The organism is Bounagaea algeriensis, assembly GCF_054491375.1.
Genome location: NZ_CM137102.1, coordinates 2,920,845 through 2,947,002, shown reverse-complemented (window position 1 = coordinate 2,947,002; position 26,158 = coordinate 2,920,845). Strand labels below are relative to the sequence as shown.

The following is a 26,158-nucleotide window of genomic DNA, read 5'->3' as shown; positions in this document are numbered from 1 at the left end:
CGGGATCAGTTCACGGGCGGTCGAGGGTGTTTAGCGGTGTGCTCGGCCGGGGTATTCCCCGTGTGCCGGCGGGGACGGGGAGCGTTGGCAGATGCCGGGGTGATTCGGCACGACACTTCGCCGAACCGGCCCGCACCCGCGCCGCTGCGCGGCAGATGGAAACCTACGCCGATGGCGCGGAGAAGCAGAGTGATGCTGAGCTCGCCGAGTGGTTCCGCAGGAGTCAGCACAGTGGACAGCAGGCCGGTGATCGGTCCGAGGAGCTGCTGCAGAACCGCTTGACGGTCGGCGTTGGTTGAATCCGAGGTGCGAGCAGCGCGGGCAGCGCCTCGGACACCTGTTATCGCTGTCCGCGCTGTGCGGGGCGCGTGCCGCGAGCCGCTGAGGGGTAACCCAGCGCGTGCACGGGCCGCTGCGCTCCGAGCGGGTCGTTCAGCCGTGAAGCCGTGCCGATCGATCCGGGACGTCTCGGCCGGTGAAGTGGCACCAACGGGCCGCACGTGGAAATCAGCGGAGGTTAGGTGAAATTGAGTACGTACAAGACGATCAATCCCGCCACCGGTGAACTCGTCAAGGAGTTCGCCACCGCGACCGACGCGGAAATCGAAGAAGCGGTCAACTCCTCCCACAAGGCTTTCGGGTCGTGGCAGCGCACCCCCGTCGACCAGCGAGCAGCGACCATGGAGCGGGCCGGTGAGCTCATGCTCGAGCGCAAGGAGGAGCTGGCCGGACTCATCACGCTGGAGATGGGCAAGCTCCCTTCCGAGGCCGGGGGCGAAATCGAGATCTCGGCCAGCATCCTCAAGTATTACGGCCAGCAGGGACCGCGCATTCTCGCTGACGAGAAGCTGCAACCGGACAGCGGCGGCGACGCCGTAGTCGTCAACGAGCCCATCGGTCCGCTGCTGGGCATCATGCCGTGGAATTTCCCCCAGTACCAGATCGCCCGGTTCGCCGGTCCGAATTTGGTGGCGGGCAACACCGTTCTGCTCAAGCACGCGCAGGACTGCCCGCAGTCCGCCCTCGCTTTCGAGCGACTCATGGCCGATGCGGGGTTCCCGGCCGGTACCTACATCAACCTCTTCGCCACCAACGAGCAGGTCCAGGGCATGATCGCCGATGATCGAGTCGCGGCCGCCTCGGTGACCGGATCCGAGCGGGCCGGCTCCGCGGTGGCTGAGACCGCCGGCAAACATCTCAAGAAGGTCGTCCTCGAGATGGGCGGCAGCGACCCCTTCATCGTGCTCGACAGCGGCGACGTGGACGCCACCGTCACCGAAGCCGTGCGAGGCCGGATGACGAACTCGGGGCAGAGCTGCATCGCCTCCAAACGGCTGATCGTGCCCCAGGGGCGCTACGAGGAGTTCGTCGGCAAGCTCACCGAGCAGATGGCCGCGCTGCAACCCGGTGACCCCACCGACGAGGACACGGACGTAGCCCCGCTGCACGACGAGGAAGCAGCGCAGAAGCTCATGGAACAGGTCGACGACGCCGTGGAGAAGGGCGCCACCGTCAGGACCGGTGGTCACCGGGTGGACCGCTCCGGGGCCTTCGTGGAGCCCACGGTGCTTACCGGTGTGACCCGCGAGATGCGCGCCTTCGGCGAGGAGCTCTTCGGTCCCGTAGCCGTCGTCTACCCGGTGGCCGATGAGGACGAAGCCATCGACCTCGCCAACGAATCGAGCTTCGGGCTCGGCGGAAGCGTCATGAGCGACGACGTCGAGCACGCGCAGCAGGTCGCTCGCCGCGTCGACACCGGCATGGTGTGGATCAACAAGGCGACCTGGACCGAACCCGACCTGCCCTTCGGCGGCACGAAGCGGTCCGGCCTCGGCACTGAACTCGGTGAGGACGGCATCCAGCAGTTCCTCAACAAGAAGCTCATCCGCAGTTGACGGTGTGGTCCATGGTGGACCGGAGCTTTGCGATACGTCTGTGATACCTCCCGGGCGTCCGCTGGGCGCCCGGGTAGCGGAGCCGTGCGAACGTCTCGGGGAGCTGGTGCGTCAAGCGGCGCGCGGCCAGTCGTCCGAGCACCCAGCCCAGGACACCACCGTTGAGCAGGGCGACGACGAGCGTAGCGACCGGGAACCAGGCGGGAACCGGCGCGAACGCGAGCGGGACCGCCATGCCGAGCGTCGGCAGCACGAGCACGATCGTCGAGCCCGCGGTGATCTGGAGCGCGACGTTGTTCTCGCCCGCATCCGTCGGGTTGACGCGGCGATGCGGGTCGACGCCCGGGGTCGCACCGAGCACGGAGGCGAGTACGGCGACTCCGCTGCCCGCCCCGAGCACCGCGTACACCGCGCGCGAAGCTGAGATGACGAGGACCAGGAACGGCGCCGCAGCCAGCAGAGCGGCCAGAACCGTCCACAGTGGTCCGATGAGCAGAGCGTACGCGGCGAGCGCGAGGACCCACCCCGCGAAGCACGCCCCAGTAGGTGAGCAGTTCGGCACCGGTGAGACGTTCCGGCAAAGCGAGCCCCTCGGGCAGCACGCCGAGCATCATCTTGGCGCGCGTGGGATCCGCCCACACGTCAACGCCGTGCACGAAAGCCGTACCGGTGTCAGGCCGCAGCAGGCCGACCGCCATCGCCAGCGAGGTCGTCTTGCCCGCCCCGTTCGGCCCGACGAGGCCTATCAGCGAACCGCGTGGGACGTCGAGGCTCGCGGCGTCCGCCGCTCGCGTTCCGGAGGAGTCCTTCGTCGAACCGTCCAGCCGGAAGGCCGCGGGACCGGTCATGGTCGTGCCTCCTTCGCGGTCACGCTTTCCCGATGGCCCGTTCGGCGAAGTCGGCCACGTGCGCGGCGAAGCGCTCGACGTCCAGATCCGGGTTCGCGAACAACTCCCGTGGCACGCCCGCCAACAGCGCATGCCGGCAAAGCGCGACGGTGCGCAGGTCGAAATCGCGGAACTCGCCCGCCTGCTGGCCCTCGCGGAGGAATTCCTCCCACTCCGCGATGGCGTGTTCCTGGTTGAGGACCGCCGCTGCTTCCCGATCCGATGGACTGGAGCCGACGGTCAGCTGCAACATCGCGAGCATCTGGTTGCGATTGCGGTCCGCGTAGCGCACGAAGCCCTCGACCATGCAGCGCGCGGCAGCCAGGTACGAATCCGCACCCTCGGTGGTCTGCTCGAGCGCCGCGTCCAGGTCCGCGTTCAAGACGTTCGCCACCGCCGCCACCAGTTCCGCCCGGGACGCGAAGTGGTACGAGATCAGGCTCGGGCTGATCCCGATGCGAGTGGCGATCTTCGAGAAGGATGCATTGGCCGCTCCGTGCTCGGCAATCGTGTCGATCGCGGCATCGACGATCTGTCGACGCCGCTGCTCCTCGATGAACGACCCCTTGACCACGAACCTTCTCCTCGTCGGGCAACCAGATTACTGAATAGCTTGACAGTATCCTGTTCGGCCGACCAGTACGGCGCCAAAACGGAGCGGGGCCGGGTATGCCGGAAAGGGACTGCGAGGCCCTGGGGAGGACCGTGCGAAGGTTGAGCAACGCCAGGCGTTGATCGAGGGAGGTGCTCGCCGGTGTTGCGCTGGAGGGTTCGGTGCGGGGTGACCCGGGAGGCGGTGACGACCGCGGCGAGGTTGGCGGTGTGCCATCTGCTGACCCCCATTACCGTGTTGGTGGCTCCGATCTTGGAGCTCCTGGTCGCTCGGTGTGGCATGACTGGTGCCCCCTGTCGCTCGCATGATCCGGGGGGGTGGTGTCACCACACCGGGAGGCGCCTGTGGACCGCTGAATAGGGACGTGCCCACCGGTTTATCCGGGTGGTCTGGTCGTAATGTGGGTGTCGGCTGCCGGCGTCGGATCAGCGACCGGGAACATACAACAGCACATCGGGAGACGCTGCGATGACCAGTGGGTTCGACGTGTTCTGCGGTCTGGACGTGGGCAAGGAGCACCATCACGCCACCGGCCTGACGGCTGAGGGCGTGCGCGTGCACGATGCTGCCCTGCCTAACACCGAAGCCGGGCTGCGCGACGTCTTCGACCGGCTGGGCCAGCATGGCCGGGTGCTCGTGGTCGTGGATCAGCCCGCCTCGATCGGCGCGCTGCCGGTGGCGGTGGCCCGCGACAGTGGCTGCGAGGTGGCCTACCTGCCCGGGCTGGCGATGCGCCGCATCGCCGACCTGCACCCGGGCCAGGCCAAGACCGACGCCCGCGACGCGGCCGTCATCGCCGAAGCCGCCCGCAGCATGCCGCACACCCTGCGCCGGGTCGATGTCGGTGACGAAGCCCTGGCCGAGCTGGAAGTGCTCGTCGGCTTCGACGACGACCTCGCCAGTGAGGCCACCCGCGTGGGCAACCGGATCCGCGGGCTGCTCACCCAGATCCACCCCAGCCTGGAACGGGTATTGGGCCCGAAAATCCAGCACACGGCCGTGCTGGAGATCTTGACCCGCCTGGGCGGGCCCGACGGCATCCGCACCGCCGGGCCCCGCAAGCTGCGCAACCTGGCCAGCAAACACGCACCCCGCAAGGGCGCCGAGTGGGCCGAGCAGATCTGGCAGGCCCTGGGCGAGCAGACCGTCACCGTGCCCGGCACGGCCACCGCCGAGACCGTCCTGTCGAAACTGGCCGCCTCGCTGAAAACCGTTCTCACGCAACGCAATGACGTCGCCGACCAGGTCGAGAAAGTGCTCGATGCGCACCCTCTTGCCGGCGTCCTGACCTCGATGCCCGGCATCGGCGTCAGGACCGCCGCCCGCATCCTGCTCGACGTCGGCGACGGCTCCGCCTTTCCCACCCCAGGGCACCTGGCCGCCTACGCCGGGCTGGCCCCAGTCACCCGCCGATCCGGCTCCAGCATCCGCGGCGAACGTCCACCCAAAGGCGGCAACAAACAGCTCAAACGGGCCTTCTTCCTCGCCGCCTTCGCCGCCCTGTCCGACCCCACCAGTCGGGCCTACTACGACCGCAAACGCGCCCAAGGCAAGCGCCACAACGCCGCCCTCATCTGCCTGGCCCGCCGCCGCTGCGACGTCCTCTTCGCCATGCTCCGAGACGGAACCTACTACCAACCACCCACCCCACAACCGGCTTGACCCAACCCATAGGGACACCCCCCGGGGAGTGCGGAGGTGCGGCGATGACCGGTGCGCACGTCGCGATCCTGTTCGGTGTCTTCGTCGGCGGTGCGACGCCGTGGCTGGAGGCCATCGTCGTGATTCCCGGTGGCATCCTCGCCGGCGGGCACGCGATGCCGGTTGCCATCGCCGGGATCGTGGGCAACTTGGCGACCGTTGCGGTGGCGGCGTGGTTCGGCGAGCGCATCCGGACGTGGTGGATCAAGCGGCGGCTGGCGCGGAGGGGAGACGAGGAGCCGGCGGGGCACGAGGGGCGGAGGGCCCAGCGGGGGCAGCGAGCGGAACGCATCGCGCGTCGATGGGGGCTCCCGGCACTCGCCGCGCTCGGGCCGCTGGGGCTGGGAACGCAGCTGTCCGCGCTCGTCGCCGTCAGCATCGGCACCACAGCACGGGCCGCATTCGCCTGGATCGGCGCCGGCACGGTCGTGTGGAGCGCGATCGCTGCCGTTCTCGCCATCACGGGCGTGTCGATCGCTGGAATCGGCGCCTGAGTCGGTGGCCAGTGCGTCCGGTGATCGAGCAGGGCCCCGCGGAGAGGCTCAACGCAGGTTTGAGCGATCGCCAGCCAACGATCACGTCTGCCCGGTGGTCTGCGGCAGACCGGCGCATCCAGGCGCCCTTTCCGGTGCGCCCCGTGCCGACCGGCTGCTGAGGCGCGCTGTTCGCCGCTGGTCGGTTGGGCCGCTCCGGGGACGGGTACCCGTGGGCTGACCAGCCTTCTGCGCACCGGGAAGGAGCATTGAACGATGTCACCTCGGACGTCAGGGTACGAGCCGGCAGGGCCTCCCGATCCGCGTACGCTGCCCGATGACGGACTGGGCCAGGGGCCTGCCGTTACCGACCTCTCGTCGTGGGGTTCCATCGTGGCGCTCACGGGCGTGCTGCACGGAGCGCAACCCCCGCCTCGCAGCGCCGCCGAGCCCGACGACATCCCCGGTCAGAAATCGACCGGGACGACTGTTCCGGGCACAACGACCCGTTCGGGTAGCACGCCAGCCGGGTAGTGAGTGGTGCCCCGGCGCAACGGCCCCGGCGCAACACCCGCAGCCCGCGCACGTGCTGCGCGCGTGCCGCACGCTCGCCAGCCAGGGGGTTGGTCAAGCTTGCAGCTGCGCTCCCGCGGGCAACGGTCATCCTGCGCGCCGGCGTCGGCGCATCATCCGGCAACCACCGACCTCCTGGCGGCGAGCAGCTCACGGCCGGTGCAGGGCGGCGGCTTCCTCCGCGGTCACGGCGCGCAGGTCGCCGTGCTCGTTCGGCAGGCACTCGGCCTGCTGCGCGCGCCCCGCCAGGAACTGGCCGAGGCACCGGGCGATCTGCGCGTGACCGGCGGCGTTGGTGTGGAACGACTCCTGCATCGCGTGGCCGGCGCGGGCCTCGTCCTCGAGGCTGCGCCAGTCGACGGTCAGGCGCGTGAACCACTCGCCCTCACCCGTCTGCGGATCACCGGTGCAGGCCTCGCGGCCCGTGCCGGCGCGGGAGAGGTCGAGGAACCGGGCGTCGGCCTGCTCGGCGACCTCCCGCAGCGCCTCGTTGAGCTGCGGCACGGCGCGGTCGCGGATCCACCGCAGGTCCGCGGGCAGGAACGGGCAGCCGGACAGGTCCTGCAGCGAGTCGGGCACGCCCGGGCCCACGGGGGAGGGGTAGGACTGCACCACGAGCGAGTAGCCGCGGGGGGTGTAGCCGGCCGCGGTCATGGCCGCGCGCACGTCGCGCAGCGCGTCGGTGACCTTCGGCTGCATCCGGTCCACCCGCTGCGGCCAGAGTTCGCGCAGCTCGGCCGAGCAGCCCTCGGGAGCGTGCCGGCCCCACGCTTCGACGCACCGGTTGACGGTGTCCACGAAGCTCGGGTCGTCGTTGGCCCCGACCTGCACGATCACGTTGGTGATGCGGTAGTGCCGGGCGATCTCGGCCAGCTGCTGCGACTGCGGCTTCTCGGGGTAGGCGGCCTTCGGCGAGTCGCCGACGGCGCCGGCCTGCGCGCCGGAGCAGGCCAGGTTGATCGTGGTCACGCCCTGCGGCACGGGCAGCTGGTGCACGGTGGCGGTGCGTGAGCGGTGGCACCAGTTGCCGTCGGCGCCGTCGGTGCCGGCCACGTATTGCCCCGAGCCTTCGCCGGAGACCATGCTGTCCCCGAGGGTCACCACGGCAGGTGGCAGCCGTTCCGGCTGTTCCGGAACCGTCGGCAGGTAGCGGTCGCTGGTGAGTACGCTGACCACAAGTACACCGCACAGTGCCAACACGAGAAGCGTGGTCGTCCTGGTCGCCCGCACGCCACGCAGTCTAGGGGCTGCGGCGCCGGGCGACGCGCCGCCCGTGCGTGATCCCGTGCGGAATCGGTGCATTTCGGCACAGGCGGGATCACGCGGGCGTGCTGTGTCGTTGTCCCGGTGACTGCCCCGCGACCCCGGAGGTTCCCGCCGCCGTGCCCATCTTCCCCGTGCTCCTGATCGGCGCCGCCGCCGAGATCGCGGTGCTCGTGCTCGTCGCCCAGACCATCGGCGTGCTGCCCACCCTGGGGCTGCTGCTCGCCGGCGCACTGCTGGGCACGTGGCTGGTCAAGCGCGAGGGTCGCCGCATGCTCGCCCAGGCCCGCGAGGCGGCCACGGCCCGCCGGTCCGCCGACCGCGAGGTCTCCGACGGGGTGCTCATCGCCGGCGGCGGGCTGCTGTTCCTCGTGCCGGGCTTCCTCAGCGACGTCGCGGCCTTGGCGTGCGTGCTCCCGCCGACGCGCTCGCTGCTGCGCCGGCGCATGCAGCGCTCCGCCGAGCGGCGTGCGCAGGCCATGCGCGAACAGGTGCGCTGGTCGTTCCCGGGCGGTTCTGCCGGCGCGGGTCCGTTCGGCAACGCCCCCTCCGGCAGCGGGCCCGCGGGGCGCCGCGGCACCTCCGAGGGTGACGTGATCGACGGTGAAGTGGTGTCGGTCTCCGAGGACGACGCGGAGTCGCCGCAGCAGCGGTCGGACTCCGAGGACGACGGCCCGGACCCGGACGCGCTGCCGCCGCGCCGCGGCCCCAGCACGGCCTGACCTGCGAGTGAACACCGGGCAACGGGCACGGTGGCACGGCTGCGCCCCGTCGACGGGCGAGCGGCAGCGGCCGTTCCGCGCGCTAAGGTCTCCGTCTCGTCGGTTGCTGAATCGACCCCGGTAAGCTCGCGTGAGCGATCGTGGCCGGGGCCGCCTCTCGGCCGCTACCGACCCGTGCAGTGGAGACCCGGAACACGGAAATAGCGAAGGACATGTCCGACACCACGTTGTTGCTCGGCGGCCGAATTCACTCGCCCGCCGACGCCGATGCCACCGCGATGGCCGTGACGAACGGCGTCATCTCGTGGATCGGCGGCGACGAGGTCGGCAGGGCGTTGCATCCCGGTGCCGAAATCGTCGACCTCCAGGGCGCGTTCGTGGCGCCCGCCTTCGTCGACGCGCACGTGCACGCGACGTCCGCGGGGTTACTGCTCAACGGGCTGGATCTCACCGGTTGCGCGTCGTTGACCGAGTTCCTCCACGCGCTGCGGGATCACGTCGCGGAGTACCCGGACACGCTCGTCTGGGGGCACGGCTGGGACGAGACCTGGTGGCCCGAGCAGCGCCCGCCGACCCGCGCCGAGATCGACGAGGCGTGCGGCGGGGCAGCGGTGTACCTCTCGCGGATCGACGTGCACTCGGCACTGGTGTCGAGCGCGCTCGTCCGGCAGATACCGCTGGCGCAGGACGCCGAGGGGTGGAGCAGCACCGGGCCGCTGACCCGCGTGGCGCACCACCACGTGCGTCGAGCCGCCCGCGAATCGCTCGGCCCGGAGCAGCGCCGCGAGGCGCAGCGCGCGTTCCTGCGCCACGCGGCCGAGCAGGGCATCGCCTGCGTGCACGAGTGCGCCGGCCCGGACATCTCCGGTGAGGACGACCTGCGCGACCTGATGGCGATCTCCCGGCAGGGCGGGGTGCCGGAAGTGATCGGCTACTGGGGCGAGCTCGGCGCGGTCGAGCGCGCGCGGGAGCTCGGCGCCCGCGGGCTGGCGGGGGACCTGTTCGTCGACGGCGCGGTCGGTTCGCGCACCGCGGCGCTGCGCGAGCCCTACGTGGACGACCCGAGCACGTCCGGCGTGCTCTACCTCGACGCGGAGGCGATCGCCGAACACCTCGTCGACTGCACGCGCAACGGGATGCAGGCCGGGTTCCACGTGATCGGTGACGCCGGGGTGGCCGAGGTCTGCGCCGGGTTCCGCAAGGCCGCCGAGACCATCGGCGTGCCGGCGCTGGCGAGCATGCGCCACCGCCTCGAGCACCTGGAGATGGTGGGCGAGGACCAGGCGGCGGAACTCGCGGGCTACGGCGTGGTCGCCTCGGTGCAGCCCGCGTTCGACGCGGCCTGGGGCGGGTCCACGGCGATGTACGCGCGGCGGCTCGGCGCGCAGCGCGGCACGCGGATGAACCCGTTCTCCCGGCTGGCCGCCGACGGGGTGCTGCTGGCGTTCGGTTCCGATGCCCCGGTCACCCCGTGCGCCCCGTGGGATGCGGTCGCTGCGGCGGTCAACCACCGCACCGACGGCTACGGCGTGTCGCCGCGGGCGGCGTTCATGGCGCACACCCGCGGCGGCTGGCGCGCGGCCGGTGTCGAGGACGGCCGCACCGGCACGCTGGTGCCGGGAGCACCGGCGACCTACGCGGTGTGGAACGCGGGGGAACTGGTCACCGCCGCGCCGGACTCGCGGGTGCAGCGGTGGTCGACGGATCCGCGGGCCGGGGTGCCCGGGTTGCCGGACCTGGGGCCGCACGCTCCGCGGCCGCGGTGCCTGCGCACCGTGCTGCGGGGCGAGACGCTCTACGAACGCGACACCGAGGACGACGACCTGTACGCCGTGTGATCTCCGCCCGCTCGGGCGGAGCGGGGCGGTCCCCGGCAGCGCGGCGGCGCGTACATTGACCGGGGTGGCGCCACGCGTGCTCGCGACCGCGTGCCGCGCCCCGCGATGTCCCAGGTTTCGCGCGCATCCCGGCAGCATCGGTGAAAGGTTGAACGGTGGTGGCCACCACGAGTCCGTGGCAGGACGAGCGCACGCGCGGCCAGCGCGGGGGGCGGCGTCCCGGGACGTGGTGGCTGCGGCCGCCGGTGGCCGCAGCGGGCGGGTTCGCGCTGTACCTCGCTTCGCCGCCGAGCGACCGGTGGTGGCTGGCTCCGCTGGCCGTGGCGGTGCTGCTGCTCGTCCTCTGGCGGCAGCGGATGCGTGCCGGGTTCGCGCTCGGATTCGTCTTCGGCGCGAGCTACCTGCTGCCGCTTCTGGGGTGGCTGCAGGACTTCCTGTCGGCCCAGTTCGGTCCGTGGCCGTGGCTGGGCGTGGCGCTGCTGCAGGCGGTGTTCTTCGGCGTGGGCGGGCTGGCAGCCGCGCGGGTGAGCGCGCTGCCCGGCAGCGTGGTGTGGGCGCCGGCCGTGCTCGTCACCGCGGAGGAACTGCGCGGGCACATCCCCTTCGGGGGCTTTCCGTGGGGCAAGGTGGCGTTCACCCAGACCGGTGGGCCGTACATGGCGCTGGCCTCGGTCGGCGGCAGCGTGCTCGTGGGTTTCGCGGTCGTGGTGACCGCGGCGGGGCTGGCCCGCGTGGTGCTGTTGGGCCGCGGGGTATTGCCGGGCCGCGGGGTATTGCCGGGTCGGCGGCGGTGTCCGCGCCCGGGCGCGTGGGCCGCACCGGTCGGCGCCGTGCTCGTGCCCGTGCTGGCGGGACTGGCGGTGTGGCCCACCGTGGGCGCCGGGGCCGACGCGGGGAGCGCGCGGGTGGCCGCGGTGCAGGGCAACGCGCCCAATCTCGGTCTCGGGCTGCTCCACGCCGACGACGTGCTGCACGACAACCACGTGCGGCAGGCCCAGCGCCTGGCCGACCGGGTCGATGCGGGCGAGGTGCCGCGGCCCGACGTGGTGCTGCTTCCCGAACAGGTCGGTAGCTGGGGGCCGGGCCACGTCGACCCGGAGCTCGACGCGCTCACCGACCGGTTCGGCGTGCCGGTGTTCGTCGGCGGACTCGCCGACGGCGCCGACGGGAAGCTGCGCAACCAGGTGGTGCGCTGGGATCCGGGCAGCGGACCGGGCGATGCCTACACCAAGCAGCACCTCGTGCCGTTCTCCGAGACGATCCCGATGCGGTCGGTGGCCCGGGCGGTCACGCCGTTCGTCGACCGCTTCCAGCAGGACATGACGCCGGGTGACGAGCCGGGGGTGCTGCCGGCGGGGCCGGTGCGGCTGGGGGTCGGCATCTGCTACGACGTCGCCTACGACGACGTGTTCACCGGAGCAGCCCGGCAGGGGGCGAACCTGCTGGCGGTGCCGACGAACAACGCCTGGTTCGGGCGTTCCGGGATGAGCTACCAGCAGTTGGCGATGTCGCAGCTGCGCGCGGTGCAGCACGACCGCGCCGTGGTCGTCGCGGCCACCAGCGGCGTCAGCGCCATCGTCGAACCGGACGGAACCGTGGCGCGAAGCACGGAGCTGTTCACCGCGGACGCGCTCGTCGACGAGGTGCCGCTGCGTTCCGCGGACACGCTGGCCACGCGGCTCGGCGCGGTGCCCGCGTGGATCATCGCGGCGGTGGCCGCCGCCGCGTTCGCCGCGGCGCTGTGGCGCTGCCGCCGCAGCGCCGGGTGATCGCGGGATGAGGCCGCTCGGGCGGCGGTAGCAGGGGAAATGGCCCGCGTGAGCGGGACGCGCAAGTCGGGGACCGGGGGTGCGCTCCCGGGTAGGAAGGACGTGCATGGCCCAGGGGCGGGAGTCCGCGGACTCCACCGCAGCAGTCGCATCGCTCGTGGTGGTGGTTCCCACCTACAACGAACGGGACACGCTGCAGCCGCTCACGACTCGGCTGTTCGATGCCGTGCCCGCCGCGCACGTCCTCGTGGTCGACGACGCCAGCCCGGACGGCACCGGGCGGGTCGCCGAGGACCTCGCGGCCGCCGACAGCCGGGTGTCGGTGCTGCACCGCACCGGCAAGGCCGGGTTGGGCGCGGCCTACGTGGCCGGGTTCCGGTGGGCGCTGCAGCGCGGTTATCGGGAGGTCGTGGAGATGGACGCGGACGGTTCGCACCCGCCGGAGGACTTGCCGCGGTTGGTGCGGCTGCTCGGCGACGAGCCGGGTTCGGCGGACGTGGTCATCGGCTCGCGGTACGTCTCCGGCGGCAGGGTGGTGAACTGGCCGTGGTACCGGCAGCTGCTGTCCCGCGGCGCGAACGTCTACTCGCGGATCGCGCTCGGTGTGGGGGTGCACGACATCACCGCCGGCTACCGCGCCTACCGCGCGGAGGTGCTGCGGGCGCTCGCGCTGGACTCGGTGACGTCGCAGGGCTACTGCTTCCAGGTCGACCTGACGCGGCGCGCGGTGGATGCGGGCTTCAGCGTGGTGGAAGCGCCGATCACGTTCGTCGAACGCGCCGTGGGCCAGTCGAAGATGAGCGGGGCGATCGTGCGCGAGGCGCTGGTGCGGGTGACGTGCTGGGGCCTGCACCGGCGGATGGGGCAGCTGGCCGGCGTGCTGCGCGCGGTGGGCGGGAATCGCCGGCGGTGACGGCGTCGTGGCTGGTGGGCCCGCCCTGTTGTGGAGCCGTTCCGCGGCAGCAGCGCCGGCTGGAGTGGCGGACGGGACCCGAGACACGAACGAGGGGCGCCCGGTGGACGCCCCTCGTCGCTGGTCCCGAAGCACTCAGTCCGTTTCCCCGCGGCGGTTGCGCAGGACCTGCAACCGTTCGTTGAGCAGTTCCTCGAGCTCGGGGATGGTGCGCCGTTCCAGCAGCATGTCCCAGTGGGTGCGCGGTGGCTTGGCCTTCTTCTGTTCCGGCTGGTTGCCGTCGACGATCTTCGACTCGGTGCCGTGCAGTCGGCACTCCCAGGTCGAAGGCACCTCCGCGTCGTCGGAGAACGGCACCTCGAACTCGTGGCCCTTGGAGCAGGCGTAGCGCACCGTCCGGCGCGGAGCGAGGTCGTGGTTGCGGTCGGTCTCGTAGCTGACTGCTCCGAGCCGGCTGCCACGCAGAACGCGATCGGCCATGACGGGTCCTTTCACGTCGGCCCGGGTGTTTCCCCGGGCGGTTGTGCTCACCGAGTGCAACGACGTGTCGTTGCCGTGTGTTCCCGGTTCGGGGGTACTGGTTGCCCTCGGTGACGTCGTTCACTCGTCAACGAGGTTTCTCTCTGGAGATGCAGTCGGTCCGTGTTCGTGACGCGTTGGTCGGCTGTCGAGCACAGCTTCACTCGGATGAGTGATACTGCCAGAGGCGGCGTCGTGCTCGCCAAACAGGATCCTGGAACGGTTGCGGACTGCGGGGAAGATCACGGGGTCGTGCCGACAGCGCGACGAGCGTGATCACGGATCGTGACGATGCTGCGCCCTTCCCCTTACGACAGTACGTGTTGGCATATTCCGCAGATGAAGGCCTCCGAACCCTGCACGATCAGCAGCGCGGCGAACAGCGGCTCCCGCGCCAGCCGCAGCTCCACGGCCCCGTACTGGGCCGCCCCCTGCGTCACCGTCGCGATCCCGTCGGTGTAGATCCAGTAGGCGCACAGGAACAGCACCGTCACGAGGCGAACCCGTGCGGCCGCACACATCACTGCGCGCCACGGCGCGCCGTGCGTGTGCTCACCCCGCCACGGCGGATACGCTTCGCTGCTCGTGGACACCGATGCCAACGACACCCGACGCGAACGGTCTCGCCGAGCGCGCTACTGCTCCTGGTGCGGCCAGCGGGTCGCGACAGGCGGCAAGCAGGGGCGGCCGAAGCAGTATTGCACGCGCTCGTGTCGGCAGCGCGCCTACGAGCGGCGCACCGCGGTGCAGCGCGGCGGGCTGCCGGAGGACGCCGTCGTGCTCTCCGCCGGGGAACTGGCCGACCTGCAGGACCGGGTGTTCCAAGTGCGCTGCGCCGCCGAGGACATCGTCACGGCCGTCGACGACGGGGCCGGCAACGGCGAGGTGCGCAAGCTCGCCGAGCAGGTCGCCGCGCTGTCGGCGGACCTGGAACGCCTGCGCTGACCCGATCTCCCGCGCTGACCCGATCTCCTGCGCTGACCGTCTCCCGCGCGCCGGCAGCTCCGCCGCGGCGGTGACCCCGCTTCAGTGACTCGTCGCTTCAGTGACCCGCTACCCCGGTGACCCGCTGCCCCGGTCGCCGACCGTGCCGGCTGTCCGCCGTGCCGCTCGTCCGCCGGCCGCCCACCCGACGCTGCGACGAACGGTGCAATCCCGGCGGCCGTTCGCCGCGCCGCAGCAGCGTCCAAGATCACCCCGGAACGGGTACCGAGGCATGATCAACAGCACTAGGGTGGCCGCGCACGACGTGCTTCCCCACGAAACGGATCGGAGCCCATGCGCGATTCCGGCGCCACACTCCAGGAGTTCACATGCGCACAGCTGCGCGGACTCTGCCGGAGCTACGACATCCCGCCGCACGAACCGGAACGACTGGTGACGCGATTGCTCGGCCCCGTCGCCGACCGGCCGGTGCAGCAGCCACCCGCCTGGCCCTCCGACGTCGCCGACGACGCCACCCCGCTGGAGTTCTCCGTCGCCTTCGACGGCGGCGGCCGGCGCAAGCTCCGCGTGCTCGGGGAAACCATCGCCGAGGCCCCCTCGGTCACGGCCAACACGCGCGCCGCCGAACAGTTCATCGACACCATCCACGAACGCGACGGCGTCGCGCTCGACAAACTGCACGCCGTGCAGGACCTGTTCCGCACCGACCAGCCGCAGGGCGCCTTCAGCTGGTGGTACTCCATGATCTTCTCCCCCGGCGGGCCGCCGAAGTTCAAGGTGTACTTCAACCCCGCGGTGCACGGCGCGGAGAAGGCGCCGGCACTGGTCGAGGAAGCGCTGGCGCGCCTGGGCCTGCCGCAGGCCCACACCACGGTGCACAAGCACGCGCTGCGCCGGTTCGGTTCGGACGTCATCGCGTTCTTCGCCGTCGACCTGGACTCCGACCCGCAGGCCCGCGTCAAGCTCTACGTCTCCCACCTGTCCGGAACCGCCGAGGACGCCGCACGCGCCGCCGAAGCCGTGCCCGGCATCGAGCACGAGCGCGTGCACGAGTTCTGCGCCGCCCTCGGCGAGGACACCGCCGTCTTCGACGGCCGCCCCCTCGTGTCCAGCTACTCCTTCGTGGACGGTGACACGAGCGCACCGAGCAACTACAGCCTCTACGTGCCCGTGCGCGACTACGTGCCCGACGACGCCGTCGCCCGCCGGCGCGTCATCCGCGCCTTGGCCCCGCACGGCGTCGACACCGCCGAGATCGACGACGTCATCAGCGCCGTTGCGACCCGGCCGCTGACCGACAACCGCGGGCTGCTCGCCCACGTCTCGCTGCGGATGAGCCCCGGCGACACCGGCACCACGCTCTACGTCTCCTCCGAGGCGTACGGCGGAACCCGTTGAACCCGCCGGCGGCGACGTCCCCCGCAGAACGCCCCGATCACCCCGAAACAGCACCGAGGAGGCAGACGTGCCCCACCTGCGTCCCTACGTCTCCGCCGTGGTCCGCCCCATCCCGGTGACCACGCGGGACGAACGCACCGCCGAACTCGACCGGGCCGGGCACAACCCGTTCAACCTGCCCGCGGACAAGGTCAGCATCGACCTGCTGTCCGACTCCGGAACCGGCGCCATCTCCATCGACCAGCACGGCGCCTCCGCCCGCGCCGACGAGCGCTACGCGGGAGCCGAGTCGTACTACCGCTTCCAGGACGCCGTCCGCGAAATCGTCCCCTACCCGCACATCTTCCCCGTGCACCAGGGACGTGCCGCCGAACGCGTGCTGTTCTCAGCGCTGCTGCGGCCCGGCTCGGTGAGCATCAGCAACACCCACTTCGACACCACGCGCGCCAACGTCGAACTGCTCGGCGCCGAAGCCCGGGACCTGCCGTGCGCCGAATCCGCGGACCTCGACAGCGCGGAACCGTTCAAGGGCAACATCGACATCCCGCGGCTGCGCGAAGTTCTCGAAGGCCCCGACGCCCAGCGCATCGGCCAGGTCCTCGTCACCATCACCAACAACGGCGGTGGGGGACAGCCGGTCTCGATGGCGAACCTGGAGCAGGCCGCCGCGCTCGCCGCCGAACACGGGGTCCCGTTCATCCTCGACGCGGCCCGGTTCGCCGAGAACGCCTGGCTGGTCACCCGCCGCGACCCCGCCTACGCCGAACACGCGCCGATCGACGTGGCACGCCGCGCTTTCGAACTGGCCGACGGGTGCGTGGCCAGCCTGAAGAAGGACGGACTCGCTCCCGAAGGCGCCATCATCGGGCTGCGCGACGAGGCCGTGGCCGACCGGTGCGAAGTGGACATCATCGCCACCGAAGGCTTCCGCACCTACGGCGGCCTCACCGGGCACACGCTCGACGTCCTCGCGCGCGGACTGCGCGAAGTCCTCGATCCGCACTACTTGGCCGACCGCGAGCACGAGGCCGCGTTCCTCGCCGAGCAGTCCCAACTGGCCGGTGTGGACACGGTTCGGCCGGCGGGGCTGCACGGCATCTACCTCAACGCCGGGCGGCTGCTGCCGCACCTGCCGCCGCACCGGTTCCCCGGCCACGCCCTGGCCTGCCACCTCTACCGGGAAGGTGGTGTGCGCTGCGCCGAACTCGGATCGCTGTACCTCGGCGAACTCGACGAGCACGCGGAACTGGCAACGCCGGCACCGTTCGAGCTCGTGCGTCTGGCCCTGCCGCGGCGGGTCTACGACCACAGCCACCTGGAGTACGTGGCCGAGCTGCTCGCCGACATCGCCAAGGACCCCGAGCAGGTGCCGGGCTACCGCTTCACGCACGCACCGGCGACGCTGCGGCACTTCCGCTGCCGCACCGCGCCGCTGGCCGGCTGAACGACCCGCGGACGACGCGGAAGGGGTTCGGTCGCGCCGGCCGAACCCCTTCCGCGCGCATCGCCGTGCGGGGGGCTGCGTCAGTTCGCAGCGGTACTGCTGCGTCCCGCAGCCGCCCTGCTCAACCGGCAGCGGTCCTGCTCAGCTGGCGGTCGTGCTGCTCAGCTGGCGGTCGTGCTGCTCAGCTGGCGGTCGTGCTGGGCAACCTGCTGATCGCGTGCTGCACCAGCGTCGTCAACGCCTCCTTGCACGAGCCCCGCTGCCGAGCGTCTCCCAGCAGCACCGGGGTTTCCGGTGACAGCGCCGCCGCTTCGCGGATCTCCGCGGGTTCGTAGTGGTAACCGTCGTCGAAGCAGTTCACCAACACGACGAACGGAATCCCGCGCCGCTCGAAGAAGTCCACCGAGGCGAACCCGTCGTCGAGTTTGCGCGTGTCCATCAGCACCACACCGCCGACGGCTCCGAGCACCAGGTCGTTCCACAGCGTCCAGAACCGGTTCTGCCCCGGAGCGCCGAACAGGTACAGCACCAGCTCGTCCGAGATCGTGATGCGCCCGAAGTCGAGCGCGACCGTGGTCGTGCCCTTGCGCTCCACCCCGGTGAGGTCGTCCACACCGGTGCTGGCGACCGTCATCTCCTCCTCGGTGCTCAGCGGAGCGATCTCGCTCACCGCACCGACGAAGGTCGTCTTGCCCACGCCGAATCCGCCCGCGACGACGAACTTCAACGGCAGCGGAGCCGCGGAGGTCGCGTCGGACTTCGGCTCAGAGCCTGCAAAGCCCATGGTAAACCTGCTCCAGGATCTGTCTGCTGACTTGGGTCCGAGGTGAGCGCACGACGACGGCCTCGTGCTCGAGCAAATCGCCGCACAGCACGCGCACCACGCCCAGCGGACGGCCCATCATCGCCGCGAGCTCGGCGACCGCGGCCGGTTTGCGGCACGACTCCAGGATCGCGCGGTGCTCCGGAGTCAGCTCCAGCCGCGGGGTCTGCGGCCACGGTTGCACCGTGACCACCTGGCTCGCGCGATCCACCTGCGTCGTCCCGCCCGGTGTGCGGCCCCGCGTGATCAGGTACGGCCGGACGATCGGCCCGGCCTCCTCGTCGAACCACGCCTCGCCCATGCTCAGGCCCTCTCCGAGGTCACGTCGGCCGCCTCGCGCGGAGCTGCCGTGAGGAACGAACCGACCTGCGTGATCAGGCGCCCCATCTGGTAGGCCACCTCCTCCACATTCGGTTCCGCCGAGGTCAGCACCGCCAGCGAGGCGCCGTTGCCCGCCGCGGAGACGAACAGCAGGCCGTGCTCCATCTCGACGTGGTTCTGCCGCACCGTGCCCAGTTCGAAATCCCGGCTCACACCCTTGGCGATGCTGCGCAGGCTGGAAGCGGCGGCGGCGAGCTTGTCCGAGGCGTCCCGGTCCAAACCGGTGGACCGGGCGATGACGAGTCCGTCGTTCGACAGCACCACGGCGTTGTGCGCATCGTGCACGTCGGAGACGAAACCGTCCAGCAGCCAACTCAGCTTCGTGTCACCGTTGGTCTCGGTCATGCGTTTCACCCTCGTCGTTCTGCTCGCGGGAACTGTGCTGACTGGAAACGCCGCTGCGGAACGCGCGTCCGAACGACGCCAGCCGGCTCGGCTGGGCAATGGCGGTGTCGCTGTGCTCCTCCGGCTCGTCCCGCAGTCCCTCCACCAAGTGGCTCTGCGGCACGCGCCGCGGCAGTGCCGGACGGTCATCATCGCTGGCCCCGGTGGGCGCGGCTTCCTCGCCCGAGGAGTCCGAACTCGACGGAACCGCGGCGGTGCCGCCGCCCGGAAGCGGCAGCGATCCGCGCGTGGAGAACGACGCGCCCGAGATCGCGGGCCACTGCTGCGCACCGTCCCCGCCGCGCGCCGCCTCGTCAGCCTGCTCGGCGCTCGGCCAGGTGTGCCCGCCGGCACCGGATTCCTGCTCGGTCGCGGCCGCACCGGCCGCGACCTCGTCGAACGGGTCCTCCGTCGCAGCACCGGTCGAAAGCACCCCGTCTTCGGGCAGGGCGGTCCGCTCGGTCTCCGCCTCGGAACCGTCCTTTGTGGACTTAGTGCTGCCCTCGGCCGGCTGCGCCGGCACGGTTACCGCGGCAGTGGGCACGTCCTCGGAATTGCGGGAGGCGAGCAGGTGCTGACCCAGCAGCACCGTCGCGCGCGTACCGCCGTAGGCGGACACGCCGAACTCCACCGAGATCGACCGCCGCTCGGCCAACCGGGCCGCGGTGAACAGCCCCAACTGCTCGGCGCGGTTGTTGTCCAGCACGAGCTGGTCGAAACGCGGCGCGCTGGACATCATCTCGTTGGCCCAGTTCCGCGAGCGCTCGTCCATCCCCAGGCCCTGGTCGGCCACGTCGATGGCCACACCGCGGGCGACCAGCGAAGCGCTCAGCTGCACCTGGGTCTCCGGCGGGGAGAACGCCGCAGCGTTGTCCACCAGCTCGGAAACCAGGTGGATCGTGTCGCCCACCGCGGCGCCCGCGACCGAGGTGTCCGGCACGTGCCCGATCGTCACCCGCGCGTACTGGTCGATCTCCGAAACCGCGGCGCGCAGCACGTCGAGCAGGTTCACCGGCTTGGTCCAACGCCGGCCCGGCTGCTGATCACCGAGCACGAGCAGGTTCTCCACCTTCCGCCGCGCGCGGGTGGTGGAGTTGTCCAACTCGTACAGCCGGCTCAGCTGCGCGGAGTTCTCCTCGTAGCGCTCCAGATCGTCGATCGTGCCGTGCATCGTGCGCAACAGCTGCTGCACCCGGTAGGACATGCCGACGAACACGGCCCGCGCGCCGCGGCGCGCCTTCGTCTCGCGCACGGCGGCGGTGACCGCTTCCTCGTGGAAGACCTGGATCGCGTTGGCGACCTGGCCGACCTCGTCGTCGCCGTACTGGCGCAGCCGCGTCAACTCGGCGTTCGGATCGATCTGCTGCCCGTCCCGGATGCGGCGGACCAGATCGGGCAGCCGCTTGGCCAGTTCCAGCGACTCGGTGCGCAGATCCTGCAGCCGCGTCAGCAGCGCCTCGTCGACGACCGCGCGGTAGACGCGGCGCGCGATGAAGAACGACGCGACGGCCACCGCGAGCGCGATGGCGCTGCCGATCGCCACGGCGCGCAGCGCCTCGTTGCCCTTGTCCACGGCCTGCTGGGACACGCCGTCGGCCTGCAGCCGCACCATGTCCGACAGCGCCCCCACCACGGAGCCGGTCGTCTCGGCCCAGACCTGCTCGTCGACCGGTGCGTCGTCGCCGCTGAACACGCCGCCTTCGACGATGCGGTTCTCCAAGTCGTGCAACCGCTGCCACGCCGGGTCGGCCCGCAGCTCGTCGAAGCGCTGACGCGTTTGCGGCCGCATGTCGTCGACGGCGTTGCGCAGTTCGGCGCGGCTGGTGTTGATGTAGGAGACCAGCTGCCGGTACTGCTCCGCGGAGAGGTCGCCGGAGCGCAGGGCCACGGACACGGTCGAGGCCTCGCGCGCGGCGAGGTCGGAGGCGCGGAACAACGCCGCCGCGGACTGCGCGCCCTGCAGCGTGTCGGTGTCCGGCACGATGCGCGCCTGGGTGGAGAACAGCTGCGATGCGGTGTCGAACACGCCGTCGTAGTAGCCGCGGATGCCCTCGACCGAAGTGCTGCCGCTGGTGATGCCGGAGCGGACCTCGGACAACCTGTCCAGGTCCTCGGTCAGCTGCTGCAGCGGTGCGCGCACCTGCTGCGGTGCCGACTCCAGCAGCGAGTCCGCTTCGCGCTGCATCCGCGTGGCGGCGTCGTCGGTGCGCTGCCGCGCCTCGTCCAGCTGCGCGGGATCGGCGTTCGAGCGACTGGCGAACTGCAAGCTCGCCTGCCGCTCCTGCTGCAGCGCTTCCATCGTCGACACCGCGGGCAGCGACAGCTGCCGCACGCCCGCACCGATCCGTTGGGTGTACATCGCGTCGTAGGCGAACAGCGAACACCCGATGGTCCAGAGCACGCCCACCACGATCCACGGGATGATCATCGTCCAGGTCAGGCGCGACTTGATCGATCTGTCACGCCTGTTCGCCCGTTTCGAACGGCGCGGGGGGAGTGGGGAGGACTCGTCTTGGGTTACCACTTCTTCTCGTACTTCCTCCGTTGCGTCCAGCGCCGCACGAGCGGGGACGTGCCGTGCGCACACGTGCCGACGCGGCGCCGCTCCCGCGACCGGCGCGCGGATCAGCGCTGGCAGTGCAGCCTCGCGCTGGGTGTCGCGTGCGCGGTGCCGCGTGTTACTTCCGGGTGTTACTTCCGGCCGGGTTCGAGCCGGCAGCGCCGCGCGGGAGCGGGCGCGTCATGTCCGAGTACTGCTGGAAGCCGCCCCTTTCCGCGCTCGACCGGTAACCGTTTCGCACTGCCCTCCGTCCGCGGTGGCCCCGCCCGTGGACGCCACGATGCGGGAACTGTATCGGACATGATCTTGCTCGGGGTACGTGCGTCGGGAGGCGGCACGGGTGCAGCGGTGCCGTCCGGGCACCCGGTTGCGCCCACCGGTGGCGCCGGTGGGCGCCGCGGTGGAGTCGCAGCTGTACGGGACGCTGATGTCCTGCAATGATGGCCGTATGACCGAGCGCAAGCCGCCGCACCTCGATTTCGAGTCGTGGATCGACCGCCAGGTCCGGGAGGCGGCCGAACGCGGCGAGTTCGACGACCTCCCCGGCGCCGGGCGACCGCTGAGCGGGTTGCACAGGACCGGCGAGGCGTGGTGGATCAAGGAACGCGTGCAGCGCGAGGGGATGTCCGCCGAGGAACTGCTGCCGGCCCCGCTGCGGCTGCGCAAGGAGATCGAGCGGCTGCCGGAAACCGTCCGCGACCTGCCCGACGAGCAGGCCGTGCGCGAGACCGCCACCGCGCTCAACCGGCGCATCGCGGCGGAGCTGCGCGCGCCCACCGGTCCGCGGGTGCGGCTGGCTCCCGTCGACGTGGAGGAACTCGTGCGGCAGTGGCGCGAGCAGCGGAGGCAGGCCCGGTCCGCGCAGCAGGCGGGAGGACCAACGGCAGGTGAGCGGCCAGCGGGGCAGTCTCGACTGGAGCAGGCGGCGCAGCAGGCGGAGCCGCGCGGGACAGCGGGGCCGTCCCGGCAGGAGCAGGCGACGCAGCAGGCGGAGCCGCACCGGACGGCCGAACGGCCCCGGCAGGAGCAGTCCGGACTCGTGGAGCACGCGGCCGAGCCGGACGCGGGCGCCCGTGCGCCCTGGTGGCGGCGGGCGCTGCGACTCGGCCCGCGCCGGCGGGCGGCGCGGCGGGCCGGTCGTTGACCGCGGTGAGGTGGAGTTGCCTCGGTTCCGGTTGGCCCACCGGTCGCGAGATACGTGTCGTACTCGTGTGCGAATGAGCCCTCGTTGACGCGTGCGCTGCAGCTCATTCTCCTGCGTTTCTGCAGGTCATGGTTCGGATCATTGGTGTGGTCCACACGCGGAGGGGGGTGTGCGTGGCTCGGCTGACCATGGGTTAAGCTGTAGGCACAACACAGCGGGGCGGACGAACACGCCTCGAGGCGTCGGAGTGGCGGAACGGCAGACGCGCTAGCTTGAGGTGCTAGTGCCCTATTGACAGGGCGTGGGGGTTCAAGTCCCCCCTCCGACACGCTCGTTCACCACACGCGGTGCGATCGTTACTTCCACGATCCTCGCGTGTGGTTCGTATGTGAGGCCCAGCTGGAGGCTCTCGTAGAGTCGACCCAGGCGTTCCGGGGCGGCGTCGGTGAGCGCTGCGCCCACGTCTCCCAGCGAGTCGATCATCGCGGAGACCTCGTCCTCGCTGAGGGTCTTCGAGTCCGGGGTGTTGTCGAGTTCCGCTTGCGCGGCGACGCGTTCGGCTTGGGCGTCGTTGATCGCGTCCACCAGTGCGCCCGTGTCGGCGCCGGCCCTGACGGCGTCTTGGAGGCGCCGCAGTTGGGTCTGGGCTCGGGACAGTCGCTCTTTCGCCGCTTTCCGTGCGCTGCTGCGGATCCTCTTGGGCACCGACGAGCGCGGCAACGGTGCGGTCGCGGTGCTGCGGTGCGAACAGCTGGCCGATCCACCTGTTCACCGGCTCCGCCACGTCGCTCTCGCGGAGGTTCACGGTCCGCGCCGTGGGCGGCGAGTTTCGGGGCCACCAGCGAGAACTGGTTGCCGAACCAGTACCGGGTCCCTTCGCCGAAGACCACGGCCGTCCAACCGCGGTTCGGATCCTTCAGTGCGGTGAGCAGCCGGTTCGCTTCGCGGCGGCGTTCCCACGGGACGGAGCGCGACTGGCCGACGTCGAAGTACTCGGCGACGATGGATCTGCCCAGGGGTTCGACGAACTTCTGCGCGTTGCCCAGCTGCCAATCGTGCGACGTCTCCGGATCCTGGTTGTCCTCGGTCGAGCACCGCCCGTAGAAGGCCACTGCCCCGAGCTCGGCGTCGGTGTGGTCCTCGACCTCGACGCCGAGGACTTCGTCCAGTTTCGCCCACGGATTGCGCTGATTTCATCCGTCATCGGGCACCTCCTCGGAAGTCCCCTCAGCTTGTTGTTTAACCTCTGCTGTTGCTGTAGCGACCCCGATTGATCATGAACGCAGCCCTTGGGTGATCATTCCTGTTGCGACACAAGGACGATCGACACCAAGGGCTGCAATGATCAGTGTGCATGATGTCGACCGCCAGTCGGCACTGGGGGAGCTGGCTCGGTTCCGGCAGGAGTTCTCCGAGTGCCTGCCGGCGCGGGGCGGATGCGTTGTTCGAACTGTCCGAGGCCGTGTTGTGCACCGACGGGCCGGTGCGCACCCTGGTGGACTTGTCGTTGGCGCCGGAGCATCGCCGGGGGCATGGTGCCCTTTACGACGCGGTCAACTGCGGCGATATCGAGGTGGACAGTCTCCGGGCAGTGCTGGCCGCGCAGCCGCTACCGCGCTCAGCGGAGGGACGTGTGGTGCTGGGCGTGGATGTGTCGCCATGGCTACGGCCGGACGCCGCAGGGTGTCCCGACCGCTCGTTTTGTCATACCTATGGGCGTGCGAGTGGGTCGGCGCAGATGATTCCCGGCTGGCCGTATTCGATCATCGCCGCGTTGGAAACCGGGCGCACGTCGTGGACGGCGGTGCTGGATGCCCTGCGGCTCGAGCCCGGTGCCGATGTCGCGGCCGTGACCGCCGCACAGGTTCGCGAGGTCGTCGAACGCCTCATCGCGGCGGGCCAGTGGACTGATGGGGATCCGGAGATCCTCGTGGTGTTCGACGCGGGCTACGACGCCCCACGCATCGCGTATCTGTTGGAGGACCTGTCGGTGCAGGTCCTCGGTCGCATGCGGTCGGACCGCGTGCTGCGCCGTTCAACCCCGCCCCGCACCTACCACCCACTCGGCGGACGACCTGCCAAGCACGGCGGCGAGTTCGCCTTCGCCGACCCCGACAGCTGGGGCAGTGAGCAGGTCGTGACCACCACCGCCACCCGCCTCTACGGGCAGGCTACCGCCCGAGCCTGGGACCGGCTGCACCCGAGACTGACCCGCCGATCAGCCTGGGCGGCCCACGCCCGGCCACTACCGATCATCGCCGGCACCGTCATCCGCCTGCAGGTGGACCACCTGCCCAGCGGCGGAGTCAACAAACCGGTCTGGCTGTGGTACTCCGGCGTCGACGCCACCGACGCCGACATCGACCGCTGCTGGCAGGCCTTCCTGCGCCGCTTCGACCTGGAGCACACCTTCCGGCTGTTCAAGCAGACCCTGGGCTGGACCGCTCCCAAGATCCGTGACCCCGAAGCCGCCGACCGCTGGACCTGGCTGATCCTGGCCTGCCACACCCAACTCCGACTCGCCCGCGGCCTGGCGGCCGACCTCCGACGACCCTGGGAACGCCCCGTTGCACCGGCCAGACTCACCCCAGCCCGCGTGCGACGCGGGTTTCGCAACATCCGCACGAAGACCCCGTGCCCAGCACAAGCACCAAAACCCACCCGAGCCGGCCCCGGACGACCACCCGGCACGCGCAACCACCGCCGAGCACCCCGCTACGACGTCGGAAAAGCCCTCAACACCAACCAGACCCACACCACCAAACCCCAACAAACGGGTTAAACAACAAGATGAGCGCGTGGGGCCGATTCCGGGCCGCCGAGATCGCGGCGAACCGGAGTGCGGAGAGGGCGTCGAACCTGGCCAAGGCGTACCCGAACCGGATCGCGGTCGGGATCGAGAAGTACGTGCCCGACCGCTTCGCGCAGTACTTGGATACGCGGGTCATTCCGCACAAGGTTCCAACCCCGACGAACACGATCCTGAAAGGGGCGACCAAGGTCGGAAAGAGCGTGCCGGTCGTCGGGCTGTGGCGACTGGAGCCGGGGTGATGTACGACATCGAGAACGGCAAGGATCCGACCCAGGCAGTCGTCTCCGGCGGGGCGTCCTTGGCGGGTGCGACGCTCACCGGCGCTGCCATCGGCGGCCCCATCGGTGCTGGAGTGGGCGCTCTCGTTGGAATCGGGGTCGGGCTCGCCGTGGACGAGACCTGGAACTTCTTCGACTGATGGGCGGGGAGGACGTCGTGCCACAGATCGCGCCGCAGCCGGACGTCGCCACTGGTGAACCGAGGCCTCCTCGCGCACCGTTGAACGTCGCGCCCAAGGGCAAAGGTCGGGGGCTGTCACGGCGGCAGCCTCTGCCTACGCCTACGGGTGAGGGGCCGATGTTGGAGTGGTACCAGGAACATCGATGGGATTCCGTGGTGACGGGGATGTTCGGCTCGTTGTTCATCGCCGGGTTCCTGACCCTCAAGGATTGGGGCATCGACTGGGCCTCCTCGTGGTCCCTTTGGCTGTTCGTGCTCGCACCCCTGGTGATCTTCTACTTGCGTGGCCAGGGGGATGGTTTCGCGGCGGGGGCGGACTGGTTCGCCACCAGCAAGAAGCGCTACGTCAAGCTCTACGAGCTCACCGAGGTGACGGTGACCAACCCGCCGGGCCTTCAGGCGTGGGGACTGGAGCTGCGCGACCAGCACGGGGGCTTCGCCGGGGTGTCCCTGCGCGAGATCCAGCAGCACCAGGCCCTGTGGGACCTCGTGTACAACGGCATCGCCCACTCCGTGCTGCGCGGCTCGGCGCAAGCCAACGACCGCGCGCAGGAGATGCTGCAGCTATCACGGTGAGTGGATGCTTGTGTCTCCCTGCGAGATGCAATCCGCTCCGACGTCTCTCCAGGCGGGAGCAAGTGA

The 26,158-nt window shown here is 70.7% G+C and carries 25 protein-coding genes, 1 tRNA gene and 2 pseudogenes; 17 read left to right on the top strand and 11 right to left on the bottom strand.

Going from position 1 to position 26,158, the window contains the following annotated elements; translation table 11 throughout:
- Positions 1–527: 527 nt before the first annotated feature.
- Positions 528–1,895, top strand: a complete 1,368-nt coding sequence (locus ACVGV2_RS13280; protein ID WP_459165983.1) for an NAD-dependent succinate-semialdehyde dehydrogenase — start codon at positions 528–530, stop codon at positions 1,893–1,895.
- On the opposite strand, the gene ACVGV2_RS13275 is transcribed toward ACVGV2_RS13280, so the two are convergent.
- From ACVGV2_RS13275 to ACVGV2_RS13265, 3 genes and pseudogenes are all read right to left on the bottom strand, one after another.
- Entirely contained in the window at positions 1,882–2,457 is a 576-nt protein-coding gene (locus ACVGV2_RS13275; protein ID WP_459162680.1) for a hypothetical protein, read from the bottom strand. The two genes, ACVGV2_RS13280 and ACVGV2_RS13275, sit on opposite strands and share 14 nt — an antisense overlap.
- Positions 2,411–2,743: pseudogene (locus ACVGV2_RS13270) on the bottom strand (ATP-binding cassette domain-containing protein); the annotation flags it as partial. The gene ACVGV2_RS13275 and the pseudogene ACVGV2_RS13270, both read right to left, overlap by 47 nt.
- 19 nt (positions 2,744–2,762) lie before the next feature.
- Positions 2,763–3,356 carry a TetR/AcrR family transcriptional regulator gene (locus ACVGV2_RS13265; RefSeq protein ID WP_459162679.1) on the bottom strand — a complete coding sequence of 198 codons (594 nt, stop codon included), beginning with the start codon at positions 3,354–3,356 and terminating at the stop codon, positions 2,763–2,765.
- Positions 3,357–3,863: 507 nt separating this feature from the next.
- Between ACVGV2_RS13265 and ACVGV2_RS13260 the strand changes: the two genes are divergently transcribed.
- Entirely contained in the window at positions 3,864–5,057 is a 1,194-nt protein-coding gene (locus tag ACVGV2_RS13260; RefSeq protein ID WP_459162678.1) for an IS110 family RNA-guided transposase, read from the top strand.
- 44 nt (positions 5,058–5,101) lie between these two features.
- Entirely contained in the window at positions 5,102–5,590 is a 489-nt protein-coding gene (locus tag ACVGV2_RS13255) for a small multi-drug export protein (RefSeq protein ID WP_459162677.1), read from the top strand.
- A 702-nt stretch (positions 5,591–6,292) separates the two neighbouring features.
- On the opposite strand, the gene ACVGV2_RS13250 is transcribed toward ACVGV2_RS13255, so the two are convergent.
- A complete protein-coding gene (locus ACVGV2_RS13250) occupies positions 6,293–7,318 on the bottom strand; it encodes a GDSL-type esterase/lipase family protein (RefSeq protein WP_459162676.1) in 1,026 nt (341 codons plus the stop codon).
- A gap of 206 nt (positions 7,319–7,524) precedes the next feature.
- Here ACVGV2_RS13250 and ACVGV2_RS13245 point away from each other — a divergent pair, with 206 nt between their 5' ends.
- The 4 genes from ACVGV2_RS13245 (at position 7,525) to ACVGV2_RS13230 (ending at position 12,647) form a co-directional block, all read left to right on the top strand.
- On the top strand, positions 7,525–8,127 hold the full coding sequence (locus tag ACVGV2_RS13245; protein ID WP_459162675.1) for an FxsA family protein: 603 nt from the start codon (positions 7,525–7,527) through the stop codon (positions 8,125–8,127).
- A 212-nt stretch (positions 8,128–8,339) separates the two neighbouring features.
- A complete protein-coding gene (locus tag ACVGV2_RS13240) occupies positions 8,340–9,965 on the top strand; it encodes an amidohydrolase (RefSeq protein ID WP_459162674.1) in 1,626 nt (541 codons plus the stop codon).
- Between the two features lie 158 nt (positions 9,966–10,123).
- A complete protein-coding gene (gene lnt / locus ACVGV2_RS13235) occupies positions 10,124–11,734 on the top strand; it encodes an apolipoprotein N-acyltransferase (protein ID WP_459162673.1) in 1,611 nt (536 codons plus the stop codon).
- A gap of 106 nt (positions 11,735–11,840) precedes the next feature.
- Entirely contained in the window at positions 11,841–12,647 is an 807-nt protein-coding gene (locus ACVGV2_RS13230; protein ID WP_459162672.1) for a polyprenol monophosphomannose synthase, read from the top strand.
- Positions 12,648–12,782: 135 nt separating this feature from the next.
- On the opposite strand, the gene ACVGV2_RS13225 is transcribed toward ACVGV2_RS13230, so the two are convergent.
- Positions 12,783–13,127 carry an RNA polymerase-binding protein RbpA gene (locus ACVGV2_RS13225; RefSeq protein WP_459162671.1) on the bottom strand — a complete coding sequence of 115 codons (345 nt, stop codon included), beginning with the start codon at positions 13,125–13,127 and terminating at the stop codon, positions 12,783–12,785.
- Between the two features lie 347 nt (positions 13,128–13,474).
- Complete coding sequence (locus ACVGV2_RS13220) at positions 13,475–13,759, bottom strand: MFS transporter (RefSeq protein WP_459162670.1); 285 nt, start codon at positions 13,757–13,759, stop codon at positions 13,475–13,477.
- Here ACVGV2_RS13220 and ACVGV2_RS13215 point away from each other — a divergent pair.
- From ACVGV2_RS13215 to ACVGV2_RS13205, 3 genes are all read left to right on the top strand, one after another.
- Entirely contained in the window at positions 13,752–14,111 is a 360-nt protein-coding gene (locus ACVGV2_RS13215) for a hypothetical protein (RefSeq protein ID WP_459162669.1), read from the top strand. The genes ACVGV2_RS13220 and ACVGV2_RS13215 overlap by 8 nt on opposite strands.
- A gap of 333 nt (positions 14,112–14,444) precedes the next feature.
- Positions 14,445–15,509, top strand: coding sequence for a tryptophan dimethylallyltransferase family protein (locus ACVGV2_RS13210; protein WP_459162668.1), 1,065 nt, complete (start codon positions 14,445–14,447; stop codon positions 15,507–15,509).
- Between the two features lie 67 nt (positions 15,510–15,576).
- Positions 15,577–16,953, top strand: a complete 1,377-nt coding sequence (locus ACVGV2_RS13205; protein ID WP_459162667.1) for a tryptophanase — start codon at positions 15,577–15,579, stop codon at positions 16,951–16,953.
- A gap of 181 nt (positions 16,954–17,134) precedes the next feature.
- Here ACVGV2_RS13205 and ACVGV2_RS13200 read toward each other — a convergent pair whose 3' ends face one another.
- From ACVGV2_RS13200 to ACVGV2_RS13185, 4 genes are read right to left on the bottom strand one after another with little or no spacing between them, the layout of a single operon-like run.
- Positions 17,135–17,737, bottom strand: coding sequence for a GTP-binding protein (locus ACVGV2_RS13200; protein WP_459162666.1), 603 nt, complete (start codon positions 17,735–17,737; stop codon positions 17,135–17,137).
- Positions 17,718–18,077 carry a DUF742 domain-containing protein gene (locus ACVGV2_RS13195; RefSeq protein ID WP_459162665.1) on the bottom strand — a complete coding sequence of 120 codons (360 nt, stop codon included), beginning with the start codon at positions 18,075–18,077 and terminating at the stop codon, positions 17,718–17,720. The genes ACVGV2_RS13200 and ACVGV2_RS13195 overlap by 20 nt, the downstream gene beginning before the upstream one ends.
- 2 nt (positions 18,078–18,079) lie before the next feature.
- Positions 18,080–18,502 carry a roadblock/LC7 domain-containing protein gene (locus ACVGV2_RS13190; RefSeq protein WP_459162664.1) on the bottom strand — a complete coding sequence of 141 codons (423 nt, stop codon included), beginning with the start codon at positions 18,500–18,502 and terminating at the stop codon, positions 18,080–18,082.
- A complete protein-coding gene (locus tag ACVGV2_RS13185) occupies positions 18,483–20,969 on the bottom strand; it encodes a sensor histidine kinase (RefSeq protein ID WP_459162663.1) in 2,487 nt (828 codons plus the stop codon). The genes ACVGV2_RS13190 and ACVGV2_RS13185 overlap by 20 nt, the downstream gene beginning before the upstream one ends.
- Before the next feature lie 580 nt (positions 20,970–21,549).
- Between ACVGV2_RS13185 and ACVGV2_RS13180 the strand changes: the two genes are divergently transcribed.
- A complete protein-coding gene (locus ACVGV2_RS13180; protein ID WP_459162662.1) occupies positions 21,550–22,245 on the top strand; it encodes a DnaJ family domain-containing protein in 696 nt (231 codons plus the stop codon).
- A 241-nt stretch (positions 22,246–22,486) separates the two neighbouring features.
- Positions 22,487–22,573 (top strand) — tRNA-Leu (locus ACVGV2_RS13175).
- Here the strand turns inward: ACVGV2_RS13175 and ACVGV2_RS13170 are convergent.
- Positions 22,555–22,950 (bottom strand): hypothetical protein, encoded by a 396-nt coding sequence (locus ACVGV2_RS13170; protein ID WP_459162661.1) that lies wholly within the window; start codon positions 22,948–22,950, stop codon positions 22,555–22,557. The genes ACVGV2_RS13175 and ACVGV2_RS13170 overlap by 19 nt on opposite strands.
- 219 nt (positions 22,951–23,169) lie before the next feature.
- Between ACVGV2_RS13170 and ACVGV2_RS13165 the strand changes: the two genes are divergently transcribed.
- The 5 genes and pseudogenes from ACVGV2_RS13165 (at position 23,170) to ACVGV2_RS13145 (ending at position 26,092) form a co-directional block, all read left to right on the top strand.
- Entirely contained in the window at positions 23,170–23,349 is a 180-nt protein-coding gene (locus tag ACVGV2_RS13165) for a hypothetical protein (RefSeq protein WP_459162660.1), read from the top strand.
- 237 nt (positions 23,350–23,586) lie between these two features.
- Positions 23,587–25,027, top strand: a pseudogene (locus tag ACVGV2_RS13160) (NF041680 family putative transposase).
- An 8-nt stretch (positions 25,028–25,035) separates the two neighbouring features.
- Entirely contained in the window at positions 25,036–25,296 is a 261-nt protein-coding gene (locus ACVGV2_RS13155; RefSeq protein ID WP_459162659.1) for a hypothetical protein, read from the top strand.
- Entirely contained in the window at positions 25,296–25,475 is a 180-nt protein-coding gene (locus ACVGV2_RS13150) for a hypothetical protein (protein ID WP_459162658.1), read from the top strand. The genes ACVGV2_RS13155 and ACVGV2_RS13150 overlap by 1 nt, the downstream gene beginning before the upstream one ends.
- Before the next feature lie 158 nt (positions 25,476–25,633).
- A complete protein-coding gene (locus ACVGV2_RS13145; protein ID WP_459162657.1) occupies positions 25,634–26,092 on the top strand; it encodes a hypothetical protein in 459 nt (152 codons plus the stop codon).
- Positions 26,093–26,158: the final 66 nt, after the last annotated feature.